The 22,230-nt window shown below is 46.8% G+C and carries 22 protein-coding genes; 11 read left to right on the top strand and 11 right to left on the bottom strand.

Annotation, left to right across the window (positions count from 1 at the left end):
- Positions 1–61: 61 nt before the first annotated feature.
- The 4 genes from SB724_RS16950 to SB724_RS16935 form a co-directional block, all read right to left on the bottom strand.
- On the bottom strand, positions 62–799 hold the full coding sequence (locus SB724_RS16950; protein ID WP_410572041.1) for an ABC transporter permease: 738 nt from the start codon (positions 797–799) through the stop codon (positions 62–64).
- Entirely contained in the window at positions 792–1,712 is a 921-nt protein-coding gene (locus tag SB724_RS16945; protein ID WP_410572039.1) for an ABC transporter ATP-binding protein, read from the bottom strand. The genes SB724_RS16950 and SB724_RS16945 overlap by 8 nt, the downstream gene beginning before the upstream one ends.
- Positions 1,713–1,923: 211 nt before the next feature.
- Entirely contained in the window at positions 1,924–2,715 is a 792-nt protein-coding gene (pdaA, locus tag SB724_RS16940) for a delta-lactam-biosynthetic de-N-acetylase (protein WP_014417202.1), read from the bottom strand.
- Positions 2,716–2,816: 101 nt separating this feature from the next.
- A complete protein-coding gene (locus SB724_RS16935; protein WP_003155558.1) occupies positions 2,817–3,002 on the bottom strand; it encodes an SE1561 family protein in 186 nt (61 codons plus the stop codon).
- Between the two features lie 146 nt (positions 3,003–3,148).
- On the opposite strand from SB724_RS16935, the gene yfkAB reads away from it, so the two are divergent.
- The gene (gene yfkAB, locus SB724_RS16930) at positions 3,149–4,270 is read left to right on the top strand and encodes a radical SAM/CxCxxxxC motif protein YfkAB (protein ID WP_410572037.1); all 1,122 of its coding nucleotides are present in this window, start codon (positions 3,149–3,151) and stop codon (positions 4,268–4,270) included.
- A gap of 6 nt (positions 4,271–4,276) precedes the next feature.
- Entirely contained in the window at positions 4,277–5,110 is an 834-nt protein-coding gene (locus tag SB724_RS16925; RefSeq protein WP_410572035.1) for a mechanosensitive ion channel family protein, read from the top strand.
- Between the two features lie 28 nt (positions 5,111–5,138).
- Here SB724_RS16925 and SB724_RS16920 read toward each other — a convergent pair whose 3' ends face one another.
- Together SB724_RS16920 and cax are read right to left on the bottom strand one after the other, a co-directional pair.
- Positions 5,139–5,933 (bottom strand): YfkD famly protein, encoded by a 795-nt coding sequence (locus SB724_RS16920; RefSeq protein ID WP_094031586.1) that lies wholly within the window; start codon positions 5,931–5,933, stop codon positions 5,139–5,141.
- A 70-nt stretch (positions 5,934–6,003) separates the two neighbouring features.
- Positions 6,004–7,059 (bottom strand): calcium/proton exchanger, encoded by a 1,056-nt coding sequence (cax, locus tag SB724_RS16915; protein WP_007610064.1) that lies wholly within the window; start codon positions 7,057–7,059, stop codon positions 6,004–6,006.
- Between the two features lie 158 nt (positions 7,060–7,217).
- On the opposite strand from cax, the gene SB724_RS16910 reads away from it, so the two are divergent.
- Positions 7,218–8,396 carry an MFS transporter gene (locus SB724_RS16910; protein ID WP_029326001.1) on the top strand — a complete coding sequence of 393 codons (1,179 nt, stop codon included), beginning with the start codon at positions 7,218–7,220 and terminating at the stop codon, positions 8,394–8,396.
- A 35-nt stretch (positions 8,397–8,431) separates the two neighbouring features.
- Here the strand turns inward: SB724_RS16910 and SB724_RS16905 are convergent, their stop codons facing one another.
- From SB724_RS16905 to SB724_RS16890, 4 genes are read right to left on the bottom strand one after another with little or no spacing between them, the layout of a single operon-like run.
- Positions 8,432–8,614 (bottom strand): hypothetical protein, encoded by a 183-nt coding sequence (locus SB724_RS16905; protein WP_023356781.1) that lies wholly within the window; start codon positions 8,612–8,614, stop codon positions 8,432–8,434.
- Complete coding sequence (locus SB724_RS16900) at positions 8,583–9,422, bottom strand: YihY family inner membrane protein (RefSeq protein WP_032872320.1); 840 nt, start codon at positions 9,420–9,422, stop codon at positions 8,583–8,585. Before SB724_RS16900 ends, SB724_RS16905 begins: the two co-directional genes overlap by 32 nt.
- Positions 9,423–9,433: 11 nt before the next feature.
- Complete coding sequence (locus tag SB724_RS16895; protein WP_265973518.1) at positions 9,434–9,760, bottom strand: hypothetical protein; 327 nt, start codon at positions 9,758–9,760, stop codon at positions 9,434–9,436.
- Between the two features lie 13 nt (positions 9,761–9,773).
- A complete protein-coding gene (locus tag SB724_RS16890) occupies positions 9,774–10,247 on the bottom strand; it encodes a low molecular weight protein-tyrosine-phosphatase (protein WP_044802008.1) in 474 nt (157 codons plus the stop codon).
- A 155-nt stretch (positions 10,248–10,402) separates the two neighbouring features.
- On the opposite strand from SB724_RS16890, the gene SB724_RS16885 reads away from it, so the two are divergent.
- The 5 genes from SB724_RS16885 (at position 10,403) to SB724_RS16865 (ending at position 15,054) form a co-directional block, all read left to right on the top strand.
- Positions 10,403–10,618 carry a DUF1128 domain-containing protein gene (locus SB724_RS16885; protein WP_003155571.1) on the top strand — a complete coding sequence of 72 codons (216 nt, stop codon included), beginning with the start codon at positions 10,403–10,405 and terminating at the stop codon, positions 10,616–10,618.
- Positions 10,619–10,954: 336 nt separating this feature from the next.
- A complete protein-coding gene (locus SB724_RS16880) occupies positions 10,955–12,148 on the top strand; it encodes an MFS transporter (RefSeq protein ID WP_265973517.1) in 1,194 nt (397 codons plus the stop codon).
- A gap of 26 nt (positions 12,149–12,174) precedes the next feature.
- Positions 12,175–12,936 carry a type I 3-dehydroquinate dehydratase gene (gene aroD / locus SB724_RS16875; RefSeq protein ID WP_080130738.1) on the top strand — a complete coding sequence of 254 codons (762 nt, stop codon included), beginning with the start codon at positions 12,175–12,177 and terminating at the stop codon, positions 12,934–12,936.
- Between the two features lie 65 nt (positions 12,937–13,001).
- Positions 13,002–13,886, top strand: coding sequence for a shikimate dehydrogenase (locus SB724_RS16870; protein WP_003155575.1), 885 nt, complete (start codon positions 13,002–13,004; stop codon positions 13,884–13,886).
- 136 nt (positions 13,887–14,022) lie between these two features.
- Entirely contained in the window at positions 14,023–15,054 is a 1,032-nt protein-coding gene (locus SB724_RS16865; RefSeq protein ID WP_007408503.1) for a LacI family DNA-binding transcriptional regulator, read from the top strand.
- 20 nt (positions 15,055–15,074) lie between these two features.
- Here SB724_RS16865 and SB724_RS16860 read toward each other — a convergent pair whose 3' ends face one another.
- On the bottom strand, positions 15,075–15,590 hold the full coding sequence (locus tag SB724_RS16860; RefSeq protein WP_003155578.1) for a type 1 glutamine amidotransferase domain-containing protein: 516 nt from the start codon (positions 15,588–15,590) through the stop codon (positions 15,075–15,077).
- A gap of 220 nt (positions 15,591–15,810) precedes the next feature.
- On the opposite strand from SB724_RS16860, the gene SB724_RS16855 reads away from it, so the two are divergent.
- The 3 genes from SB724_RS16855 to SB724_RS16845 all read left to right on the top strand — a co-directional run bounded on the left by SB724_RS16855 (position 15,811) and on the right by SB724_RS16845 (position 22,210).
- Positions 15,811–20,103, top strand: coding sequence for a multifunctional 2',3'-cyclic-nucleotide 2'-phosphodiesterase/3'-nucleotidase/5'-nucleotidase (locus tag SB724_RS16855; RefSeq protein ID WP_410572029.1), 4,293 nt, complete (start codon positions 15,811–15,813; stop codon positions 20,101–20,103).
- A gap of 209 nt (positions 20,104–20,312) precedes the next feature.
- Positions 20,313–21,452, top strand: coding sequence for a YibE/F family protein (locus SB724_RS16850; RefSeq protein ID WP_045206975.1), 1,140 nt, complete (start codon positions 20,313–20,315; stop codon positions 21,450–21,452).
- The gene (locus SB724_RS16845) at positions 21,449–22,210 is read left to right on the top strand and encodes a YibE/F family protein (protein WP_410572027.1); all 762 of its coding nucleotides are present in this window, start codon (positions 21,449–21,451) and stop codon (positions 22,208–22,210) included. Before SB724_RS16850 ends, SB724_RS16845 begins: the two co-directional genes overlap by 4 nt.
- Positions 22,211–22,230: the final 20 nt, after the last annotated feature.

Below are 22,230 nucleotides of genomic sequence, written 5' to 3'. Positions count from 1 at the left end.
TTTCACGGGATTTATGCGGCACAAATCAATCGGCTTTTCACTTGAAAGTCTTTCATAAACATTAATGGATATCCACCTTGTTAAAATAGATTATTAAGGAAACAAATCCTACTATTGAGACTAAAGCAATTCCCAAATAGGAGTACTCCGGAGGATAAGTAGGGAGAAGCGTATTCATTGAAATATCTCCGGCCGCTGCCCATGGGAACAATCCTCTGTGTTCTGAGTTAGCTGTCATAATATTTATCAAAGTAATTAGGATTGTAAAAATAATGGTGGGTACGTAATTCTTTAGAACAACTGTGATCAGAACAATAGGTGTTGATAAAACAAATAGTAAAACTCCCCCAATTACAAAGTGCAAAAATGATTTGAGTATGAGTGATTGGCTGAGACCCGGGAATTGCAAGATCACACCCAGTAATAAAGTAAGCCCCCACGCGACTAAAGTTAAAAAGAATATCCAGATAAATAGCAGCAATAGTTTACTAAGTATCAGATTGATTCTGGAAACGGGTATGGTTAAAAGGTTTTTCAGTGTATCATCCATGTATTCCCTGTTAAAAATATAAGCGGCAACAACTCCATACAGCGGAACCCCCACTACCAAGACTGTATATAAGTTAGCGTTGCTGAAAAGTTCATGAAATTTTATGACAGGAGCGGGATTCTCAGTCTTTATCTGTACATAGGATGCAACGACAACCATAAATGGGACGACCGAAGCTCCTATCGTACTTATTAGAAGCATCGCAGACCTTCTGAGTTTTAGTAACTCTGCATATAACAGATTAACCAATGGTTCCGCCCCCAACCAATTTTGTGAAATAATCCTCCAGACGGTCTTCACTCATCAAAATTTTAAACACCTCAATATCATGCTGAACAAATATTTTATTAATGGCTCCCTGTTGTCCAATATGCGAGAAAATGCGGATAATTCCGTCACCATGTACTTCGTAGTCAAAGATCTGAAAATGTTTCTCTAAAAGCATCGCAGCTTTATTATCATTCGAAACTTGAAACTCAAGAAACTTTCGATTTCTCTTCCGGAGAGTATCAAATTCGGTTTCCTCTAACAGTTTTCCCTCGTGAATAATGCCCAAATGATCAACTAATTGTTCAATCTCAGACAGGATATGGCTCGATATCAGCAGAGTAATTTTTCTTTCTTCAGCTAATGTTTTAATGAGCCTTCTCATCTCTTTAATCCCAATCGGATCTAAACCATTCGTCGGTTCATCTAATATTAGTAATTCCGGATAGTGAAGAAGAGATCGGGCGATGCCAAGTCTTTGCTTCATTCCTAAAGAGTATTTGCCTACAAGCTTTTTGGTTTCATTCTCTAATCCCACAATTTCTAATGCTTCTTCAATTGCATTTTTTTTGTGAATTCCAACGATCCTGGCATTTATTTCAAGGTTTTCTTTAGCCGTGAGGTTTCCATAGAATCCTGGTACTTCTACAATTGAACCAATTCTTTTTAGAATGTCTTTCTTATTCGTATGTAAATCCTCACCGAATATCTCAATCTTTCCATGAGTAGGCTTTATCAGCCCCAGCAGCATTCTTATTGTCGTTGTTTTACCTGCCCCGTTTCTCCCCAGAAACCCGTAAATATCACCTTCATTAACTGTTATGTTGAGGTTATCCACTGACTTTTGTTTTCCATAAACTTTGGTTAAATTCGTCGTTTTAATTATTTCCGGCATTGATCCAGACCTACTTTCCTAATGCTTATGTACAATAGTATAGGAATGCGTTTTTAACTGGGGATTAACTATTTCTTAACTATCTCTTAATTAGAGGGGCAAAAAAAACCTGCCCCCTTTAACTGGGAGCAGGTTTCATCTCAGTGATGTTTATGGCGTAAGGGTTTTGACGCCTGCATCAAGATAAGACTATATGATGAGGCGCTTCCCGTTACAAAGACGGCAGCTTCATTTCTTTCTCAAACATCAGGTCATCTATGCTTTTAAACGTGTAGCCTTCTTTTTTCAAATCGGTAATGGCATCGTCCAGAGCTTCTGAATTGTCCTTTGAAACGGTGTGAAGAAGGTAGATCGCGCCGGGATGCGCCTGCTTTATCATGTGATCATAGGCATATTGTTTCCCTTTTTGCTCGTTAACCTTCCAGTCGACAAATGCGACGGACCAGAAAACGGTTTGGTAGCCGAGGCGCTTCGTTTCTTTGAGGACATATTCGCTGAATACGCCGCGCGGCGGACGGAGATACAGGTTGTCCCGCTTTCCGGTAATGTTGTACACAGCTTCCGTGACGGAATCGAGTTCGTCTTGAATCTGATCGCCCGTTTTTGTCGTCAGATCAGGATGATGAAAAGAATGATTGCCGATGATATGGCCTTCCTTTGACATCCGTTTAATCAAATCAGGCTGCTCTTTCACAAAATGACCCGTGACAAAAAAAGTGCCCGTGACGTGATGTTTTTTTAACACATCAAGCACTTTCGGGGTGTACCCATTTTCATATCCGTTATCAAACGTTAAATAGATGGTCTTTTCTTTCGTATTGCCCAAATAAAAGGCATCATATTTTTTGACCAGATTGTCCAGCTGTCTGCCGGCATCCGGCGGCTGATGATTGACGCTGCGTTTAAAGCCCCAGTTTATCCGTTCATTCGGCACGGCTTCTGCACTGTTGATGCCTCCCGCAAGTAAAACGGCCATGCAGCAAATTGAACAAAACCATTTCATGACCAGCACTCCTTCTGCATTTTTCCTTATTTTGCAGTAGGCCCTGCCCTTTTATACAGCCGCATTATGGAAAAAGAAAAACCCCGGCATCCGCCCGGGGTTTATTCCCAATCCTTTTTAAAGCGTTCGTATTTTGCTTCCAGATCATCAAGCATGCCGATGAGCCGGTCTATATCTTCAACGTCCGTTGATTCAGGGTCTAATGAATCAATGACATTCATAAACATATCGAGTCTGTTCTTCAGGTAATCGAGCTGCTGATCTTTGCTGTTTACTGCATTCCCCATACTTCCACTCCATTCATTTTTTATAATGGTAGCGTATTTTTTGCCGTTTTTCAATGGTTCCGCTACTTGCGATCTTGGCAGATCAGGTCTAAAATTAACAGTTGGCAGACGTTAGTATGCCCCATTTATAAAGGAGTTAGATAGTCATGACACAAAACACAACACTGCGTCCGATCACACCGGAGTACGATCCTTGGGAAGCGTACATGGATGTCGACCAGTATGGAGATATGAAACTGACGAACGTTGAATTCACAACGACGACTTTGTGCAATATGAGATGCGAGCACTGCGCCGTCGGGTACACGCTCCAGCCAAAAGACCCGGATGCGCTGCCGATCGACCTTTTATTAAAGCGGCTTGATGAAATTCCTCTGTTACGCTCTATCAGCATTACGGGCGGCGAACCGATGCTTTCGCTGAAATCGGTAAAGGAATACGTCGTCCCGCTTTTAAAATATGCGCATGAACGCGGGGTGCGCACCCAGATCAATTCAAACCTGACGCTTGATATCGGGCGCTACGAACGGATTATTCCTTATTTGGACGTTCTTCACATTTCTCACAACTGGGGAACGGTCGAGGACTTTGCCGACATCGGATTTGCGATGATGGAGAAGAAACCGACATTTGAACAGCGGGCGCGCTATTTTGACAAAATGATTGAAAACAGCCGCACGCTGGTCGAAGCAGGCGTAATGGTTTCAGCGGAAACGATGCTGAACAAACGGACGCTGCCGCATATTGAACATATTCACCGGCAAATTACCGAAGAAATGAAATGCCAGCGGCACGAAGTCCATCCGATGTATCCGAGTGATTTCGCCAGCGCGCTTGAATCACTCAGCCTGAAGGACATGAGACAGGCCATTCATCATCTGCTCGACATTCGCGATGAAGAGACATGGATGCTGTTCGGTACGCTCCCGTTTTACGCATGCAGCCCTGATGTAGAAGACCAGAAGCTCCTCCGCCGCCTGCGGGAAGCGAAAAACGTTACGGTGCGAAACGACCCTGACGGCCGCTCCCGCCTGAATGTCAACATTTTTGACGGAAATATCATTGTCACGGATTTCGGCGATACACCGCCGCTCGGCAATATTAAAACAGACAGCCTTCCTGAAGCATATGACAAGTGGAGACAGACGAAGCTGAGCAAAGAGCTGAACTGCCGCTGCACAAACGTCCGGTGCCTCGGCCCGAACGTCCTTGTCAAAAACAGTTATTATCAGGACACGGATTTTTCATTACGAAAAGCCAGAGGTTAACAGAAGATGGAAACGACAATTACGGACATTTTGAAAAGCAAAGTGGTTGAGATCATCATCGTCGCTCTCGTGCTTTACGCCGGTGTTTTTCTGATCAACCGCTTTGTCCAGGTGTTATTTAAACGCACGGATTTCTTAGAGGAACGGAAAGGGAAAACGATTGAAAGCCTCGTCCGGTCCATCACCCAGTATACGGCGACGATCGGTTTTATCTTTTACGTCATTTCTTTATTCGTTCATGATTTCGGCCGAATTTTAGCCGGGGCGGGTGTTGCCGGTATCGTCATCGGTTTCGGCGCCCAGTCGTTAATCAAGGACATTTTGGCCGGTGTCTTTTTAATATACGAACGCCAGCTTCATAAAGGCGATTACGTGACGATTAACAATCTGTTCAACGGCACAGTCGAAGAAATCGGACTCCGTTCCCTTCAGATCCGTGAGTGGACCGGCAAGCTGCTTACCATTTCAAACGGTGAGGTCAGACAGCTTCAAAACTATAACATTGATTTTATGCGGATTACCGAATCCGTCGTGATCAGTTACAAGGAAGATCCCGAGCGGGTATATGCCGTGTTAGAAAAAGCCTGCGACATGCTCAATGATGAGCTTCGCGATTCACTGAAGCGGGATGAATTTCTCAATGCGACGGAGCCGTTTCAAGTGCATGGAATCATGAGCCTGAACAAATTAACCAGAGGCATTGAATTTACAGTGAAAGGCATGGTTCAAGACACAGAATACTTCTCGGTGAGCCTTGCGGTGAGACGCGTTCTTGCCCGGGAGCTGTACAACAACAATGTGCAATTGCTTGAGGAAATGTATCACACACAAAAAAGCTGATTCCCGAACCGGAATCAGCTTTTTTTATTTATCTCGGCTGCGCTGTCATTTGAAAACCGAATGTGACGTGATCCTGCACCGGAATCCAAGCCCCGATTCCTTGCGAAGTCACATTTTTGACGACAAGTTTCCGCTTGCTGCCTTTCAGCACCAAATACACTTCACCGTATGTTACTTTTCCTTTTTCATTAACGGCCGGAGCGTAGGCGTGCAGGTAGCCGAGCCGCTGCGGAGAAATTTTGTAGGTTTGATCGCGTTTTGTGCCTGCGCCGATGACCGTTTCAAACGCGAGCGGCAGTTTTGTTTTCTTCATCGCTTTTTGCATCATCATGCTTTTTACATCTTCTGCGTTCGGCACCTTCGCTGTGAGCCCGCCTTTGATTTTGTATTGCTGCTCTTGGGCGTATGAGATAACCGCGGTTTGCTGCCCGCCCCGGTTATCCGCTCTGTTCGTGTTGATTTTTTTATATTCCCAGTTGGCGACCGTTTCGTTCGATTGATAGCCAAGCGCCCATTTCCCGAGAAATATTGTCGCCCGGTATCCGATGGCAAGCGGTGAACCGGAAACCGAGGATTCATTCAGCATCTTTATCAGATGCGGATTTTCGATGTTGATCTCGGATGTATCTAACAATTCCTTCGCCAGTTTGCTCGGCTGAAGCATCGGCTGATCCTGTGAAGCATTCGGATACGTATTTTCCTTTGAAATGCTTACGACAGAGTTGGGAACTTTAAACGGTTTTTTTGCACCGGCAGACGGCGTTGCGAAAAAACTAAAGGATAACAGCAGAATCAGTGTGGCATGAAACAGCTTTCTCATCATATCACTCTTTCTATAGCATTTTCCTTTAGTCTTTTCCTCCGCAATCGTTGTTATCCGCATTTTTTACAGGTTAAAGCAGGAAAAAACCGATCGCCATGATGACATAAGCGGCAAGGAGCGTAGCCCCCTCAAACCAGTTCGAATCACCGTCATTTGAAATCATCGTCATCAAAAGGACGGATGAGATCATCGCGACAAGCTCGGGCAATGTGAATACAAGCGGCATATTGACCGGAAAAAAGATGGAACAGATCACAAGAACCGGAGCCACAAACATGGCGATCTGCAAAGTCGAGCCTACCGCGATTTCAACGGCGACATCCATCTTGTCTTTGTACGCCATAATAATCGCCGACGCATGCTCTGCGGCATTTCCGACGATTGCGACGATAATCACTCCGATAAACAGCTCGCTCCAGCCGAACTGTTCAGCCACCGCATGAAACGTATGGACAAGGTTTTCAGATATGTAGGCGACGATAATGGTTGAAATAAATAAGACGGCTGTCGCTCTTTTCCCCGACCATTCAGGCTGCTCCTCTTCTACCTTTGCCTCCGGCTGATTCGGCTGATAAACACCGCGGTGGGTGACGAGCTTGAAATAAAGAGCTGCCACGTACAAAAGGATCATGATGATGCTGATGCCGACACTCAAATCAAGCTTGTTTTTTTCCCCCATATCCATGGAAAACACTTCGGGAATGACAAAAGCAACGATAATGGCAAAAATCAGCAGGCCGGAATTATGCCGGGCATCATGAATATTGAATTCCTGCCGCTTGTATTTCAAACCGCCGATAAAAAACGACAATCCCGCGACGAGCAGAAGATTGCCGAGCACCGAACCGGTCAGTGAAGCAAGCACGATGCCCGTAAGCCCTTCTTTTAAGGCGAAAAGCGATATAATCAGCTCTACCGCATTGCCGAACGTGGCATTCAGCAGACCGCCGATCCGCGGTCCCGCGATAATGGCCAGAGATTCAGTCGCTCTCCCCATATAACTTGCAAGCGCAATAATCGTCAAGCAATAAATAATAAACAAAACCGCTGACGGCCAGTGCATCAGGCCGCCGATGACTGAAAGCGGCACTCCCGCCGCAGCCGTAAAGAAAAAAATCCGATTCATATCTGCCTGGCTCCTTTTTTCGAATGAGTCTTTTTATATCCTTCTCAAAAACTCCCTCAATTACACTTCCGCGGCAGCCCGAATTGGCATTTTCAGGTTGCCGGACGCAGCAAATCCGTGTACGATCAAGAAAGATACTGAAGAAGGAGAAATACGCGATGTCACGACTGTACTTCTTTATTTTGGTTCTGCTTGTTTCCATCTCCGGATTTTCCCAAGGCATGCTTCTGCCGGTGATCTCCGTCATTTTTGAAACGAACGGAGAATCAGCAGCCATAAACGGACTTCACGCAACCGGCCTTTATATCGGTGTGCTCCTGGCGTCGCCGTTTATGGAAGCGCCGCTGAGAAAACTCGGATTCAAACCTCTTATGGTCATGGGCGGATTTCTTGTTATCATCAGCTTATTCAGTTTTATTTGGCTTCAATCCATATGGTTATGGTTTTTTCTTCGGCTCTTTATCGGAATCGGGGATCATATGCTGCATTTTTCAACCCAAACGTGGGTGACGTCAAAGTCAACGCCCCGAAACAGAGGAAGAAACATTTCGCTGTACGGACTGTCCTTCGGGCTTGGATTCGCTGTCGGTCCGTTCATGGTCCCTCTTGTGAAAACAAGTCCGTCCCTTCCGTTTATCGTATCCGGCTGTATCAGTCTTGCCGCCTGGCTGTTTGTATTTGTCTTACGTAATGAGTACCCGGCGCAAGGTCCGGATGAAACATCCGGGGACAACAGCGCAAAACGGTTTTACCGCGCTCTTCTTTTCGGCTGGGTCGCTTTTCTCCCGGCTTTCGGGTACGGTTTTTTAGAAACGGCGCTGAACGGAAGCTTTCCCGTGTACGCCCTGCGTTTAGGCATATCCGTCGATGCCGTCGCGCTGATATTGCCCGCTTTTGCCATCGGAAGTATTGTATTCCAGTTCCCTCTCGGTTTATTAAGCGATCGATTCGGGAGAAAACGTGTCCTGCTCGTCATCTTATTAACGGGTGCCCTTTGCTTTTTGACGGCCGGACTGTTTCCGTCGCCTTCTGTCATCGGCTGCTGCTTTTTCACGGCGGGAATGGCGGTCGGCAGTATGTTTTCCCTCGGCATCAGCTATATGAGCGACCTGCTGCCGTCCCATCTGCTGCCGGCGGGCAATCTGCTTTGCGGCATTTCCTTCAGCCTCGGCAGCATGATCGGCCCGGTGGCGGGCGGCTGGTATATGCAGCGGTTTGAAAGCGCCAATTTGTTTTACTTTATTACGGTGATTCTGGTCTGTATTTGGCTTGCGCTCGTCTTCGGGAAAACAAAGCACAGTCCCGCATCCGAATCCCATTCTTTTCCGGCCTCATAAAAAAAGCCGCCTGATCTAAGTCAGGCGGCTTCTTTCTAGTGGTATCCGTTCTGCCCGTTAGCGCTTCCGCTTGTTTTATTCTTCGGGCCGTTTTTTGAGTTTTGTTTATTATGGCTTCCGCCTTTTTTCGTATGCTTGGTCATAATCGATTCCCCTCCGTTTTTCAGCTTGAACGTCTCCGTTCCTCTATAGCTTGCTCCCGCGGTACGGATTTTCATCAGGAAGCTTTTTACGTTTATGTAAAAGCGCGTTGATTTCTCCTCCTAAAATCAGCAGTGTTCCCGTAAGGTAAAACCAGATCATAAGGACGATAATTCCCCCGATGCTCCCGTATGTGGCGCTGTAGTTGGCAAAGGTGCCGACGTAAAATGAGAACAGCATACTGACGATAATCCAGCCGGCTGCCGCGAATACGGCTCCCGGCAGCACAAAACGGAGGGAAAGCCTTTTATTCGGCGCGAAAATGTAAAGCGCGGTAAACACGATTAACAGGATAAGCGGACTGATACCCCAGCGGACAACCGACCACACCTGCAAAAACAGGCCGGAGGCGCCGATGAAATCTGCGGCCAGCATTCCGATTTCTCTGCCGAACACCGGCAGAAGCAGTGCGATTAAAATCGTAACCACCATCGCGATGGTTAAAAAAATTGAGGTCAGGCGAATGATGATAAATGAGCGGTTTTCCTCGACTTCGTAGGCATGGTTAAATGCTCTGACAATCGCGTTCATGCCATTCGAAGCCGACCAGATGACGGCGATAATCCCGAATGACAAAAGCCCGCCGCTGCGCTTGTTCAGCGTTTGCTCCGTTATGGATTTCACCATGGACATGGCGCTGTCGGGCGCGTATTGATCGACCGCCCCGAGCACGTCTTCTGCCGATATGGGAAGATAGGCGGTGAGCGTCAGCATGAAAATCATTAACGGAAACAATGACAGCAGGAAAAAATACGCCAGCTCCGCCGATTTACTTTGTCCTTCATGCAGTGAAAACCTTGCAAACAGCTCTTTTATAAAACCCATGACATCCCACCTCAATGATCGTTTTTCGAAAAATGCTCCTTCGTTTCTTTTAACAGGTCAATGACCTGCGGCGTCGTCTGCTTCAGCTTGGTGATCTGCCCATTTAAAAAACTCAGATCTTCCGATACGCTATTGGCGATGATTTTCACTTGATCCAGTTTTGCAGAAGCCTGCTGTTTCAGGGCTTCAGGATGTTTTCGGTAAAATGCCGCACGGCGCCTGCACGCGTCCATGTTCCGGAAACATCCCTCTCTCGTCGGCTTATGTAATAAGGACAGTGCTCCGCCGGCGGCAGCGCCGATCAGAATCGCTTTTGTCATGATGCGTGTATGCTTCATCGGTCAATCCCCCTTATAAATGATGGTCTTTCTTTATTGTCTCCAGCAAATGACGGCACCCGGATTCGACCAAAGCGTACACCTCGCTGAAATTCCCGGTATAATACGGATCGGGCACGTCCGCAAGGTCCGACTCCGGTACATAATCAAGCAGCCTTGCAATACGCGGCGCCGCTTTTTTATAACCGGCCATGCTGCGCAGATGTCCGATATTTTCTGCATCCATCGCGATGACGTAATCAAAATCGGTCAGATCAGACTCACGGACCTGCCTCGCCGTGATGCCGCTTGAGCTGATCCCTTTCTTCTTTAGGATCTCCTTTGTCCCTTCATGCGGCGGATTTCCCGCATGCCAGGCGCCGATTCCCGCTGAATCAATGTTAATCTGCCCGTTCAGCCCGTTTTTCTTCACCATATCAGAAAATACCGCCTCTGCCATAGGCGACCGGCAAATATTTCCCAGACAGACAAACAGCACATGTATCATATCAATAACCTCCCTATTCTTTCCCCGCATTTTGCGGATCAAAAACCTTATCATCATCTTAGCAACTTTTCTGCGGCTGTGGAAATAAGCTTTTATTCTAAATGAATTCTGTTAGAATAAAGGGTACGAAAACGGTCATGAAAGGATGCATGAATTTGCCGAGCCAACAAACAGAAACGTTAAACAAAATGATTGAAGACATTTCGCAAAAGCTCAACATGCTCAATGTCGGTGTCATCAGAGCGGAAGATTTCAGTGATGAAAAAATAGAAGATCTTACATACCTTCATCAAATGGTCATGAAAAAAGCATCATTCAGCCCGAGTGAAATGCAGGCCATTGCCGAGGAGCTCGCCTCTCTCAGAAAATAAACCCATGTCCGACCTGCCGAAAAACGGCGGGTCTTTTTTTGATTTAAAAAAGTAAAAAATAAAAGTTCATCGGTTTGACACATATAAAAAGAAGGAGTATAGTAACTGTGAACTTGGTAGAACGATATACTAAATGAGCGGGCCGCCTTATCTTTTTTTATTTAGTAGAACGATATACTCACTGTGATATCAGCGTTATTCAAGTTTGTCTCTGCAACCGTTTTATCAAACAGTTTTCAAAGAAAGGCAGTGGTTCAATAAAGGGGAATGGTGCTGCGCTTTTATCAATTTAAAAAATAATTTAATTCTTTATTAACCGCATTAGGGGATGTCATCATGAAAAACATATACACCAAAATGGCAGCGGGTCTTTATATTAACTATTTCCTGCTGGGCATGATCAATATTATTATCGCATCCAATATGGAGGCATTATCAAAACAGCTTCATACATCCGCAGCCGGGGTCAGCTATTTGGTCTCTGCCATCGGGATCGGGAAGCTGATTTCGCTTCTCTTTGCCGGGAAGCTTTCGGATACGTTCGGGAGACGGCCGTTTATCGTGTCGGGCGCCTTTCTGTATCTGATTTTCCTAATCGGAATTCCGCTTTCGACAAACTACACGGCCGCGTTTATCTTCGCCATTTTCGCCGGGATCGCCAATTCCTTTTTGGATTCCGGGACATATCCGGCGCTTATTGAAGGATTTCCGAAAAACGCAAGCTCTGCAACCGTGTTAATCAAAGCGTTTGTATCCATCGGCGCGACGGTGCTTCCGTTTTTTATCGCGTTTATTGCGGACAGGCATTTGTTTTACGGCTGGACGTTTTTCGTACCGGGCATTATTTTCTTTCTGAACGGCTTTTTCCTGTTGAAAGTTCCGTTTCCGAATCATAAGCAAAAAGAAGACGGCGGCCGGACGAAAGCCTCTCCGTCTGATGACGCGTTCACATCACAGCCGTCGATATGGCGCGAAGGCCTTGCGATCATTCTGTTAGGCTTTTCATCTACGGCGCTGTTTATGCTCGTTCAAGTATGGCTTCCTAAGTTCGGGCAAACCGTTTTGGGCATGCCTGAGGTGCAAGCCGTCAAATTGTTGAGCTATTACAGCATCGGTGCGCTTGTGTCCGTATTATTGCTGGCCGTGCTGTTAAACAGAGTGATTCAGCCGATTACGGTAATGGTGCTGTACCCTGTGATCGCGGCAATCGCGCTGCTTGCTCTGATTTTCATTCATCAGCCGGCCGTATCAGTCATCAGCTCCTTTGTCATCGGACTTTCAACTGCGGGCATTCTGCAATTGGCGATGACGGTTATGGCTGTTTTATTCCCTAAAAATAAAGGTACGATCACATCTTTTGTTAATATAGCATCAAGCTTATCTTTTATTGTCATTCCGCTTGTAACGGGAGCGATATCCAAAGCGGCCGGCCTGACGCCTGTTTTTCTGCTTGATATCGGAATTGCGGCCGTCAGCGCCCTTCTCGCATTGTTTATCGGAATCCGCTTTAAGCAAGTGATGAAAGCCTGACTATTTTTTAAGGGAGAGGATTTATCATGCAATCTATCACGATCAGAAACACGGTCATCGGCGAAGGGCTTCCGAAGATCATTGTGCCGCTGATGGCGGCCGGAGAGAAAGAACTGCTCGAAGAAATTGAAGCCGTCAACAGGCTTCGCCCGGATATCATTGAGTGGCGGGCGGATGTATATGAGCATGTTGACAGCCTGGACGCCGTAATAGGCATGCTTGAAAAGCTGCGGAAAGCCGCAGGCGCAACACCGCTGCTTTTCACATTCAGAACTCATAAAGAAGGCGGAAATAAAGTTATTGATGACCGCTTTTACATTGAATTGCTTAAAACCGCCATCGAAACAAAACACATTGACCTTGCAGACGTTGAGTTGTTTACGGGAGAAGCGGAAGTCAAATCAATTGTGAAAACCGCTGAAGACAACGGCGTATATGTCGTCATGTCCAATCATGATTTTCATCAGACACCGAAAAAAGAAGAAATCATTTCCCGGCTGCGGAACATGCAGGCGTACGGCGCGCACATTCCGAAAATCGCGGTAATGCCGCAAAGCACTGAAGATGTTTTCGTCTTATTGGATGCCACTCACACGATGAAAACACAATACGCAGACCGGCCGATCATCACAATGTCAATGGCGGGGACAGGCCTGATCAGCCGCCTGGCCGGCGAAGTCTTCGGCTCAGCGTGCACGTTCGGCGCGGGCAAAGAAGCATCAGCGCCCGGACAGATTCCCGTTGAAGAATTGCGCAGCGTACTCAGCATTTTAAATAAACATATGTAATCAGCGTTTTTCTGCCCTCAAAGCGGGATGAAAAACAAATGAATGGACTAACGGAGGAATACATCATGAAGAAAGAATTAGGACGGATTAACGGAAAAACTCAGCTTATCGGATTATTCGCGACACCGATCGGACACTCTTTATCTCCGGCGATGCACAACCTGGCGTTTAAAAAATTAGGATTGAACTACGCTTACCTCGCGTTTGAAGTCGGCAATGAACAGCTGGAAGATGTGGTAACGGGAATGCGCGCCTTAAACGTCAGAGGCTTCAATGTCTCGATGCCGAACAAGATGAACATTCTCCCTTACCTCGATGAACTCGCGGATTCAGCGAAATTCACCGGCGCGGTGAATACAGTCGTTAATGAAAACGGCAGGCTGATCGGACACTCCACTGACGGTATGGGATACGTCCGCAACTTAAAAGAACACGGCATCGATATCACAGGCAAAAAAATGACGCTGGTCGGTTCCGGCGGGGCCGCCACTCCGATAGCGATTCAATCCGCATTGGAAGGCCTCGGAGAAATCTCTATTTTCGCCCGCAATGACGCGTTTTTCGAAAAAGCGGAAGAAAACGTCCGCATCATCAATGAAGAAATGAAGGGATCTTCTTGCAAAGCGAAAGTCTTCCCCCTCGAAGATCAAGATGCGCTGCGTGCTGAAATCGCTTCAAGCGATATTTTCACAAACGGAACGGGTGTCGGCATGAAACCGCTTGAAGGCTTGAGCGTCATTGAAGATACATCCATGCTCCGTCCTGATTTGATAGTGACAGACGTCGTTTACAACCCCGTTACGTCGAAATTGCTTGAACAAGCTCAAGCGGCCGGCTGCAACACCATTAACGGCCTCGGCATGATGCTTTGGCAGGGCGCCATGGCCTTTGAATATTGGACAGGCCGTGAAATGCCGGTTCAGTATATTAAAGAGCAAATGTTTGAATAACCTATTGTGACAGAAGCGCCGAAGGACAATCCGTCTTCCGGCGCTTTATCATTTTCTCCCCCTCTCTCTTTCTTCTCAGCCGCCAAAACGCTTATAATGGATGTAACGAATAAAAACCAAGTGAGGAATGCGACGTATGAAACAGCAAAAAAAACGCCGGGTGACATTGCAGCAGGTCGCTGAGCATGCCGGCGTCTCAACATCCACCGCTTCATTAATCGTCCGCAATAATCCGCGAATTTCCGAAGCGACCCGTGAGAAAGTGCTGCAATCCATGCGGGAACTGGGGTACGTATATGATCGGGTTGCCGCGAATTTACGATCACAGACGTCTACAACAGTAGGATTGATTATCACTGACATTTCCAATACGTTTTTCTCAGAGTTTCTGATCGGCGTTCAGAATACGCTTGAGGAAGTCGGATTAACGGTGCTGTTAGGCACGACATTTGATTCCGTCGCCAAGCAGGAGCAGCTGATCTCGACCATGCTGGAGCACAGGGTCGGCGGATTGATTTTGTGTCCGGTTTCAGGTACGGCTGAGGAAACCCTTTCCCGCCTTGAGCAGCTTGACATTCCGGTCGTGCTCGCCGTCAGGGAGATTGCCGATGCCGACTGTGATTTTGTCGGAGCCGATTATGAGGAAGGCACCTATAAGGCAGTGCGTCATTTCATTGAGAAAGGCCATCAGGAGATTGCGTTTCTGGGCGGCGTGAAGCACTCATCAACATGGACGAAGCGTATGAAAGGGTTTAAAAAAGCGCTCCGTGAAGCGGATCTGGAAGTAAAAAATGACTATGTCATTGACAGCGCGCCGACCCGCGAAGCAGGCTGTGAAGCCGTGACGGAGCTCCTCCGCCGGTCTGAGCGCCCGACCGCGATTTTCTGCTTCAGTGATTTGGTCGCGTTCGGCGTCATGCAAGGGATCAGAAAAGCCGGGCTCGTTCCGGGCGAAGATATTGACATTGTCGGCTTTGATAACGTGCCGGAAGCTGAAATTTCTTATCCCCCGCTTACAACCGTTTCTTCCTTTCCGCGGCAGTCAGGAAAAGAAGCGGCTCAATTGCTGCATCATAAAATCACCAATTCCCAGCACAAAAAACAACGCATTATTCTGGCGCCTGAGCTGGTCATCCGGGAATCTTCACAAAAAAAGCGGAACGCCTGATACGGCGCTCCGCTTTTATATTACGCAAGCAGTTTTAATGATTCGCGGTTGAATGCCGGAATGTCATCCGGTGTGCGGCTTGTGACCAGCTGGTTCTGGCAGACGACGACTTCTTCATCCACAACATTCGCGCCCGCGTTTTCCATGTCGATTCGGATAGAAGTAAATCCTGTCGCTTTGCGCCCGTCCAATGCTTTCGCGTTGATAAGAAGCTGAGGTCCGTGGCAGATGGCGAACACCGGTTTTTTATCATCCATAAACGCTTTGGCAAATTGGACGAAACGGTCATCCGCACGCAGCATGTCAGGAGAGAATCCGCCCGGGATCAGCAATGCGTCAAAGTCTTTCGGATTCACATCATCGATGGACGCGTCCACTTTCACTTCCGCTTCCCCTTGTTTGCCTTTGACTGTTTTTCCTTTTTCCTGTTCAATTACGGTTAATTCATGACCCGCATCTTTAAAAGCTTTCGCAGGTTCAGTATACTCGACATCCTCAAAATAATCCGTTAATACAACTGCAATTTTTTTACCCATAGTTACTACCTCCTGCTTGATGAAGTCTACATAAATCTATGTACCCCAGCCACACTAACATCAAACATAGGTAACGCGTTTGCCGCTCATCCGTTTTACATAGGTCATTATCCTCATTTTTCATCTTTTTACAAGAATCATCATGAAATCTATATGAACTTTCACAAAATATTCTTACAATGGTACTGCATGACAAAATTTGTTGAAAGGTGGAGAACAGGTGAGAATACAGAAAAGACGATGCAGCGTCAATATGACACTCCGTATTCTGCTGCCCCTAGTTATGATACTTAGTCTAATCCTCCCAACATCACCCATTAAAGCAGAAGAAAACAAATCCTCCAGTGTGAATCTCAGCATTTTAGCCACAACTGACGTTCACGCTAACATGATGGACTACGATTACTACAGCGACAAACCGACAACGGAATTCGGGCTGGCCAGAACGGCTCAGCTTATTGAGAAGCACAGGCGCGAAAACCCGAATACGCTGCTTGTCGATAACGGAGACCTGATTCAGGGGAATCCCCTCGGAGAATACGCCGTAAAATATGAGAAAAATGATATCATTTCAGGCGCAAAGACCCATCCGATCATTGAAGTGATGAACAGTCTGCATTATGACGCAGGAACACTCGGCAATCATGAATTTAATTACGGGCTTGAATTTCTGGACGGGACAATCAAAGGCGCTGATTATCCGATCGTCAACGCCAATGTGAAAACATTAAGCGGCGAAAACCGTTATACGCCTTATGTCATAAAAGACAAAACCGTCACGGATCAAAACGGCGGCAAGCATCAGATAAAAGTCGGCTACATCGGCTTTGTTCCTCCCCAAATCATGACGTGGGATAAGAAAAATCTCGAAGGCCGCGTTCAGGTCGAAGACATTGTGGAATCCGCAAAGAAAACCGTTCCGAAAATGAAAGCTGAAGGAGCCGATATCGTCATCGCCCTCGCCCACAGCGGCATCGAAAAAAAAGCACAGTCTTCCGGAGCGGAAAACGCCGTTTTTGACCTGGCAACGAAAGTCGGCGGAATTGACGCGATCGTATCCGGCCATCAGCACGGGCTTTTCCCTGATGCCGAATACAAAGGCGCTGATCAATTCGACGTCGATAAAGGCACGATTAACGGCATCCCCGTTGTTATGTCAAGCAGCTGGGGCAAATATGCGGGCGTCATCGACCTCCGGCTTGAAAAAACAGACAGCGCGTGGCATGTCGAAGATGCAAAGGGAAGCATCGAGCCGATTGCCGGCAATGTGACGTCGGAAAACGAAACCGTCGTCAATACCGTCAAAAAAGCGCACGAAGGCACTTTGAAATACATCAGAGAACCCGTCGGCCAGACAAAAGCCGATATCAACAGTTTCTTCGCCCAAGTCAAAGATGATCCGTCCATTCAAATCGTAACGGATGCACAAAAATGGTACGCCGAAAATAAGATGAAGGATACGGAATACAAAGATCTGCCTATCCTCTCGGCGGGCGCCCCGTTTAAAGCCGGCGGGCGGAACGGCTCAAATTACTATACAAACATTTCCGCTGGCGACCTCGCCATCAAAAACATCGGCGATTTGTACCTGTATGACAACACGGTTCAGATCGTCAAGCTGAACGGAAGCGAAGTGAAAGACTGGCTCGAAATGTCCGCAGGGCAATTTAATCAGATCGATCAGGCAAAAGGCGGCAGCCAAGCGCTTTTAAATGACGCCTACCGCTCATACAATTTTGATGTCATTGACGGTGTCACCTATCAGGTCGATGTCACAAAACCGGCGAAATACAACGAAAACGGAACAGTCATTCATCCCGATGCAAGCCGGATCGTCAACCTTTCTTATCAAGGAAAGCCCGTCAGCGCCAAGCAGGAATTTCTGATCGTCACAAATAATTACCGCGCTTCAGGCGGCGGAGGATTCCCTCACTTAAGCAATGATAAAATCGTATACTCTTCTGCCGATGAGAACAGGCAGGTCTTAATGGATTACATCATCCAGCAGAAAACGATTAATCCGCAGGCTGATCATAACTGGTCCATCCTTCCGGTCAAAGGGACAAACCTGACATTTGAATCTTCCTTGGCCGCAAAGCCGTTTGCCGATCGCGCAGATGACGTCGCCTATATCGGTGAATCACAAAACGCGGGCTACGGACAGTACAAGCTCCAATTCAAAGATGATGAACCGGGCACAGATCCGCCGAAAGATGATGCATGGAAACTCACCGTTATGCATACAAACGACACGCACGCCCACCTTGATAACGCGGCGAGGCGGATGACGAAAATCAAAGAAATCAGAAGCGAAACCGACCGCAGCATTTTACTGGATGCGGGAGACGTTTTCTCAGGCGATCTCTATTTCACAAAGTGGCAGGGGCTGGCTGATTTAAAATTGATGAACAGCATGGGCTACGACGCCATGACCTTCGGAAATCATGAGTTTGATAAAGGACCGGGTGCTCTCGCCAGCTTCCTGAGCGGTAACGGAAGCGCGGCGGACCCGTCCGGAAAATACAATTTCCAAGCGCCTGACTTTCCGCTCGTCAGCTCAAATGTCGATGTGTCCAAAGAGTCAAAACTCAGACCATTCATGAAAAAAGCAGACACATTTACGGCAGGGAAAAAGAAAAAAGCAGGCATCTATCCATACATTCTGCTTGATGTAAACGGAGAAAAAGTCGCCGTATTCGGCTTAACGACAGAAGATACGTCCGTCACATCAAGCCCGGGAAAAAGCATAGTCTTTCATGATGCCTTCCAATCCGCACAAGATACGGTAAAAGAAATACAGAACAAGGAACATGTCAATAAAATTATCGCCCTGACCCATATCGGGCATCAGCGTGATCTCGATCTCGCCAAAAAAGTAAAAGGCATCGACTTAATCGTCGGCGGACATACGCATACGCTTGTAGATAAAATGGAAATTGTTAAAGACGAAGAGCCGACCATCGTCGCCCAGGCAAAAGAATACGGCGAATATTTAGGCCGTGTCGATGTCGCATTTGACAAAAACGGCGTCGTTCTGCCGGAACAATCCTCTCTTCAAGCGCTGCCGGTGAACGAGCAGACGAAAGAAGACCCGGGTCTGAAAAAAGAGCTTGATCCGTTTAAAAAAGAGCTCGTCTCAGTCAAAAATGAAAAAGTCGGCTCAACGAAGGTCGCACTTGACGGCCAGCGCGAGCATGTCCGCTCCAAAGAAACCAATCTCGGAAACTTCATCGCGGACGGCATGCTTCAAAAAGCGAAGGAAGCGGCCGGCGCCCAAATCGCGATCACAAACGGGGGCGGCATCCGCGCGGGCATTGATAAAGGAGACATCACACTCGGCGATGTGCTGAATGTGATGCCGTTCGGCAACACGCTTTACGTCGCGGATTTAACCGGAAAACAGATCAAACAAGCCTTGGAACAAGGGGTAAGCGGAATTGAGGCTCAAGGCGGCGCCTTCCCTCAAGTTGCCGGTTTAACATACACGTTTACACTGAATAAAAAGCCGGGACACCGCGTTCTTCAAGCTGCGGCCGTACAGGATGACGGCAGCGTAAAGCCGATTTCTGATAAGAAGACATACAGAGTCGCCACCAGTAACTTTGTCGGTGAAGGCGGAGACGGATATTCCGTCTTTAACGAAGCGTCCCATAAAGAAGACCTTGGCTTTGTCGACTATGAGGTCTTCACCGAGCAGCTTGAAAAAGCGGGAAAAGCGGTGGAACCGAAAGTTGACGGCCGCGCGCAGGAAGTGTACCTGCCGACGAAACAAAAAAACGGCTCCTGGACGCTTGAAGATGACAGCGCATTTGCCGTCTATGCCAAAAACGCCAACACGCCGATCGTGTATTACGATAAGAATGACGGCGCCAAAAAGCCGATTGATCTCAGCGTGACCAAAAAACAAATCGGCCTGTTAAAGGACAGAACATCGGATTCTTCCCTTACGATCCTGCATGACAAGTTCAGCATGAAAATGCCGATGACAAACGCTGCTTCAGCTGATACACGATTCGGCGTGACGCCGAAAGGAAAAGTTAGCGGGGCGCTTTCAAATGTATACGACTTTACAATGAAGCAGAAAAACAAAGACATCAAAACATTCAAAGCGCCGGTAAAACTCACCCTGCGCATTGAGAATATGAAAAAGGCGAAACAGCCCGGCATTTACCATGTAGACCGGAAAAAGAACGTCTATACAAAAACAGACAACGGTTCGGTTTCACACGATCTCGTCACGGGCTATACAAATCATTTCAGTGAATACACCATATTAAACGCAAACACGAAGAGCGCGCCGCCGACAAGCGGAGACCACGGCTCCGGAAAGCAGCCAAGCGGACAAAAACCGTCATCCGGCCCTGCGCAGGACGGGGTATCGCCGGGCGGCCTGCTTCCTGATACGGCCACAACGATGTATTCCATCCTTCTTGCCGGGTTACTCATCAGCGCGCTCGGAACGGCACTGTATCTGCATCAAAGAAGAAAAGCAAAAAAAGTGAACGAAGCGTAAAAAGACCGCTTTTATCGGGCGGTTCATCCCAAAAGCTCTCCTGATCTGAAATCAGGGGAGCTTTTTCTCTCGGTCCCCTTCTGAGTCGACAGCCGTACGGCCGAGTGATAAAATATGACCGTTATTCGCGAAAGACTGCATCCGCATCGTTTAACACTTCACGGCAGGGCCTCTCTTTCACACGGCGCCGCCTGTTTGGAGGACTTTTTTTGAAGATAACAGGAAACAAACGAAACCGCATGTCTTACAAGAAAAAGCTGTTTTACGTGATAACAGCGCTCTGTTTTATCAGCTCGCTCATTTTCGTCACTCACAACGCTTCTTTTTATGAGCGGCCGATTGCCAAAGTGACGAAAACAACATTGGAACATCAGTCTGACGTACAGGACATGCATAAAAACAAAGATAAGATTTTCAATCAGACGATCACTGCCAGACTTGAAAACGGCAGTCAGAAAGGACAGCTCATTCATTTGTCCAATCAGTATTCATCATCCGGAGCGAATGATCAGAAATATTCGATTGGCGATGAAGTATTCGTTTCTATTGATAAAGGGAAACCATCAAACAAGGATATATCGGGAAGCATTATAGATAAAAAACGGGATAAACAGCTTTTGCTGATCGCTTGGGTTTTCATCTTCACCTTGCTTATCGTCGGCAAAAAACAAGGCTTCTTTTCGATCGTCAGCCTGATGTTTAACGCCGTTTTACTGTCGTTTGCATTAGATTTGTACCGGAAGCATCCTAATATAGGGTTAATTTTCATCTGCGGTATCTGTATTCTCATCTTTACTGTTATCTCATTGCTGCTTGTCAGCGGTTTTCACGCGAAAACATACGCCGCCATTGCCGCGACGCTCGCAGGCACTTTCGTTTCCCTGCTGATTACGTATCTGGTGATGCTGGCAACCGGAGAGAAAGGCCTCAGATATGAGGAAATGCAGTATTTAACCCGCCCTTATCACACGGTGTTCATGGCCGGGGTATTTATCGGATCACTGGGAGCGGTCATGGATGTAGCCATTACCATGACGTCATCTGTCTTCGGATTATATGAAGAAAACAAGGGTATCTCATTACAAGCTCTCAGACGTTCAGGGATGGAGATCGGAAAAGACATCATGGGGGCGATGACCAACATTCTGTTTTTTGCTTATATAAGCGGCTCTATTCCGATGATGCTTTTGTATTTGAAAAATGATTCCCCGATAGGATTCACTCTTTCTATGAACATTTCCTTGGAAATAGCCAGAGCATTGGCCGGAGGGATCGGAATCGTATTAGCTATACCCGCCAGTCTGTATGCTTCTATCTTTTTTATTAAACGAAAGAAGGCAAGCTCATGAATGTCATCGTAATTCTCGCGGCGATTTTATTTCTATTGATGGTCATCATCGGCGGAAAAAAAGGAGCGAGGTCTTTTATTGCGTTATTCTTAAATTTCGGCGTTCTCTTTCTCACCATCATTTTCATGACAGACCCGCATATCAATCCGATTGTTTTAACATTGCTCTCTTCAGCCGCGATTTGCAGCATTACTCTTTTTTATATTAATGGAGGAAACGTCAAAACCGTAACCGCCTTTATTTCTGTAATGCTGACGATTGTACTGCTGCTGTTTTTTATTATGTCCGTAACAAAACATACTTCGATTCAGGGATTCGGTGAAGAAGAATTGGGTGATATCGGCATATTCACACTGTTTGTCGGGGTGGATTTTGTGAAGGTTACCGCTGCTATGATCATCATGGGCACGATAGGGGCGATTACCGATGTCGCGATTTCCATTACTTCACCCATGCGGGAAATTTACAGTCATAATCCGTCCATGAGCAGAAAAGATCTATACACATTCGGATTAAGCATCGGGAGAGATATTTTAGGAACGAATACGAATACGTTATTCTTTGCTTTTTTCGGCAGCTATTTGGCTTTAATTATCTGGTTTAAAGACTTATCATACTCAGCTGAAAAAATAGTGAACTCAAAAGTATTCAGTGCGGAAGCCGTCACCATTCTTTGTGCCGGAATCGGGATCGGCATCATCATTCCCGTTACGTCCTGGATCACCGCCTGTTTTTTAGCAAAACCAAATAAACATTAAAAGCTGCCGGAACACGCCCG

This window comes from Bacillus sp. SIMBA_031 (assembly GCF_046535225.1).
GTDB lineage: Bacteria > Bacillota > Bacilli > Bacillales > Bacillaceae > Bacillus > Bacillus velezensis.
This window is presented reverse-complemented; position numbering and strand designations above follow the sequence as displayed.

What these genes read in the sequence shown, in the direction of transcription:
- SB724_RS16945 (WP_410572039.1), bottom strand. Translation starts at nt 1,712, where the DNA reads ATGCCGGAAATAATTAAAACGACGAATTTAACCAAAGTTTATGGAAAA.
- pdaA (WP_014417202.1), bottom strand. Translation starts at nt 2,715, where the DNA reads ATGAAATGGTTTTGTTCAATTTGCTGCATGGCCGTTTTACTTGCGGGA.
- SB724_RS16935 (WP_003155558.1), bottom strand. Translation starts at nt 3,002, where the DNA reads ATGGGGAATGCAGTAAACAGCAAAGATCAGCAGCTCGATTACCTGAAG.
- yfkAB (WP_410572037.1), top strand. Translation starts at nt 3,149, where the DNA reads ATGACACAAAACACAACACTGCGTCCGATCACACCGGAGTACGATCCT.
- SB724_RS16925 (WP_410572035.1), top strand. Translation starts at nt 4,277, where the DNA reads ATGGAAACGACAATTACGGACATTTTGAAAAGCAAAGTGGTTGAGATC.
- SB724_RS16920 (WP_094031586.1), bottom strand. Translation starts at nt 5,933, where the DNA reads ATGATGAGAAAGCTGTTTCATGCCACACTGATTCTGCTGTTATCCTTT.
- cax (WP_007610064.1), bottom strand. Translation starts at nt 7,059, where the DNA reads ATGAATCGGATTTTTTTCTTTACGGCTGCGGCGGGAGTGCCGCTTTCA.
- SB724_RS16910 (WP_029326001.1), top strand. Translation starts at nt 7,218, where the DNA reads ATGTCACGACTGTACTTCTTTATTTTGGTTCTGCTTGTTTCCATCTCC.
- SB724_RS16905 (WP_023356781.1), bottom strand. Translation starts at nt 8,614, where the DNA reads ATGAAAATCCGTACCGCGGGAGCAAGCTATAGAGGAACGGAGACGTTC.
- SB724_RS16900 (WP_032872320.1), bottom strand. Translation starts at nt 9,422, where the DNA reads ATGGGTTTTATAAAAGAGCTGTTTGCAAGGTTTTCACTGCATGAAGGA.
- SB724_RS16895 (WP_265973518.1), bottom strand. Translation starts at nt 9,760, where the DNA reads ATGAAGCATACACGCATCATGACAAAAGCGATTCTGATCGGCGCTGCC.
- SB724_RS16890 (WP_044802008.1), bottom strand. Translation starts at nt 10,247, where the DNA reads ATGATACATGTGCTGTTTGTCTGTCTGGGAAATATTTGCCGGTCGCCT.
- SB724_RS16880 (WP_265973517.1), top strand. Translation starts at nt 10,955, where the DNA reads ATGAAAAACATATACACCAAAATGGCAGCGGGTCTTTATATTAACTAT.
- aroD (WP_080130738.1), top strand. Translation starts at nt 12,175, where the DNA reads ATGCAATCTATCACGATCAGAAACACGGTCATCGGCGAAGGGCTTCCG.
- SB724_RS16870 (WP_003155575.1), top strand. Translation starts at nt 13,002, where the DNA reads ATGAAGAAAGAATTAGGACGGATTAACGGAAAAACTCAGCTTATCGGA.
- SB724_RS16865 (WP_007408503.1), top strand. Translation starts at nt 14,023, where the DNA reads ATGAAACAGCAAAAAAAACGCCGGGTGACATTGCAGCAGGTCGCTGAG.
- SB724_RS16860 (WP_003155578.1), bottom strand. Translation starts at nt 15,590, where the DNA reads ATGGGTAAAAAAATTGCAGTTGTATTAACGGATTATTTTGAGGATGTC.
- SB724_RS16845 (WP_410572027.1), top strand. Translation starts at nt 21,449, where the DNA reads ATGAATGTCATCGTAATTCTCGCGGCGATTTTATTTCTATTGATGGTC.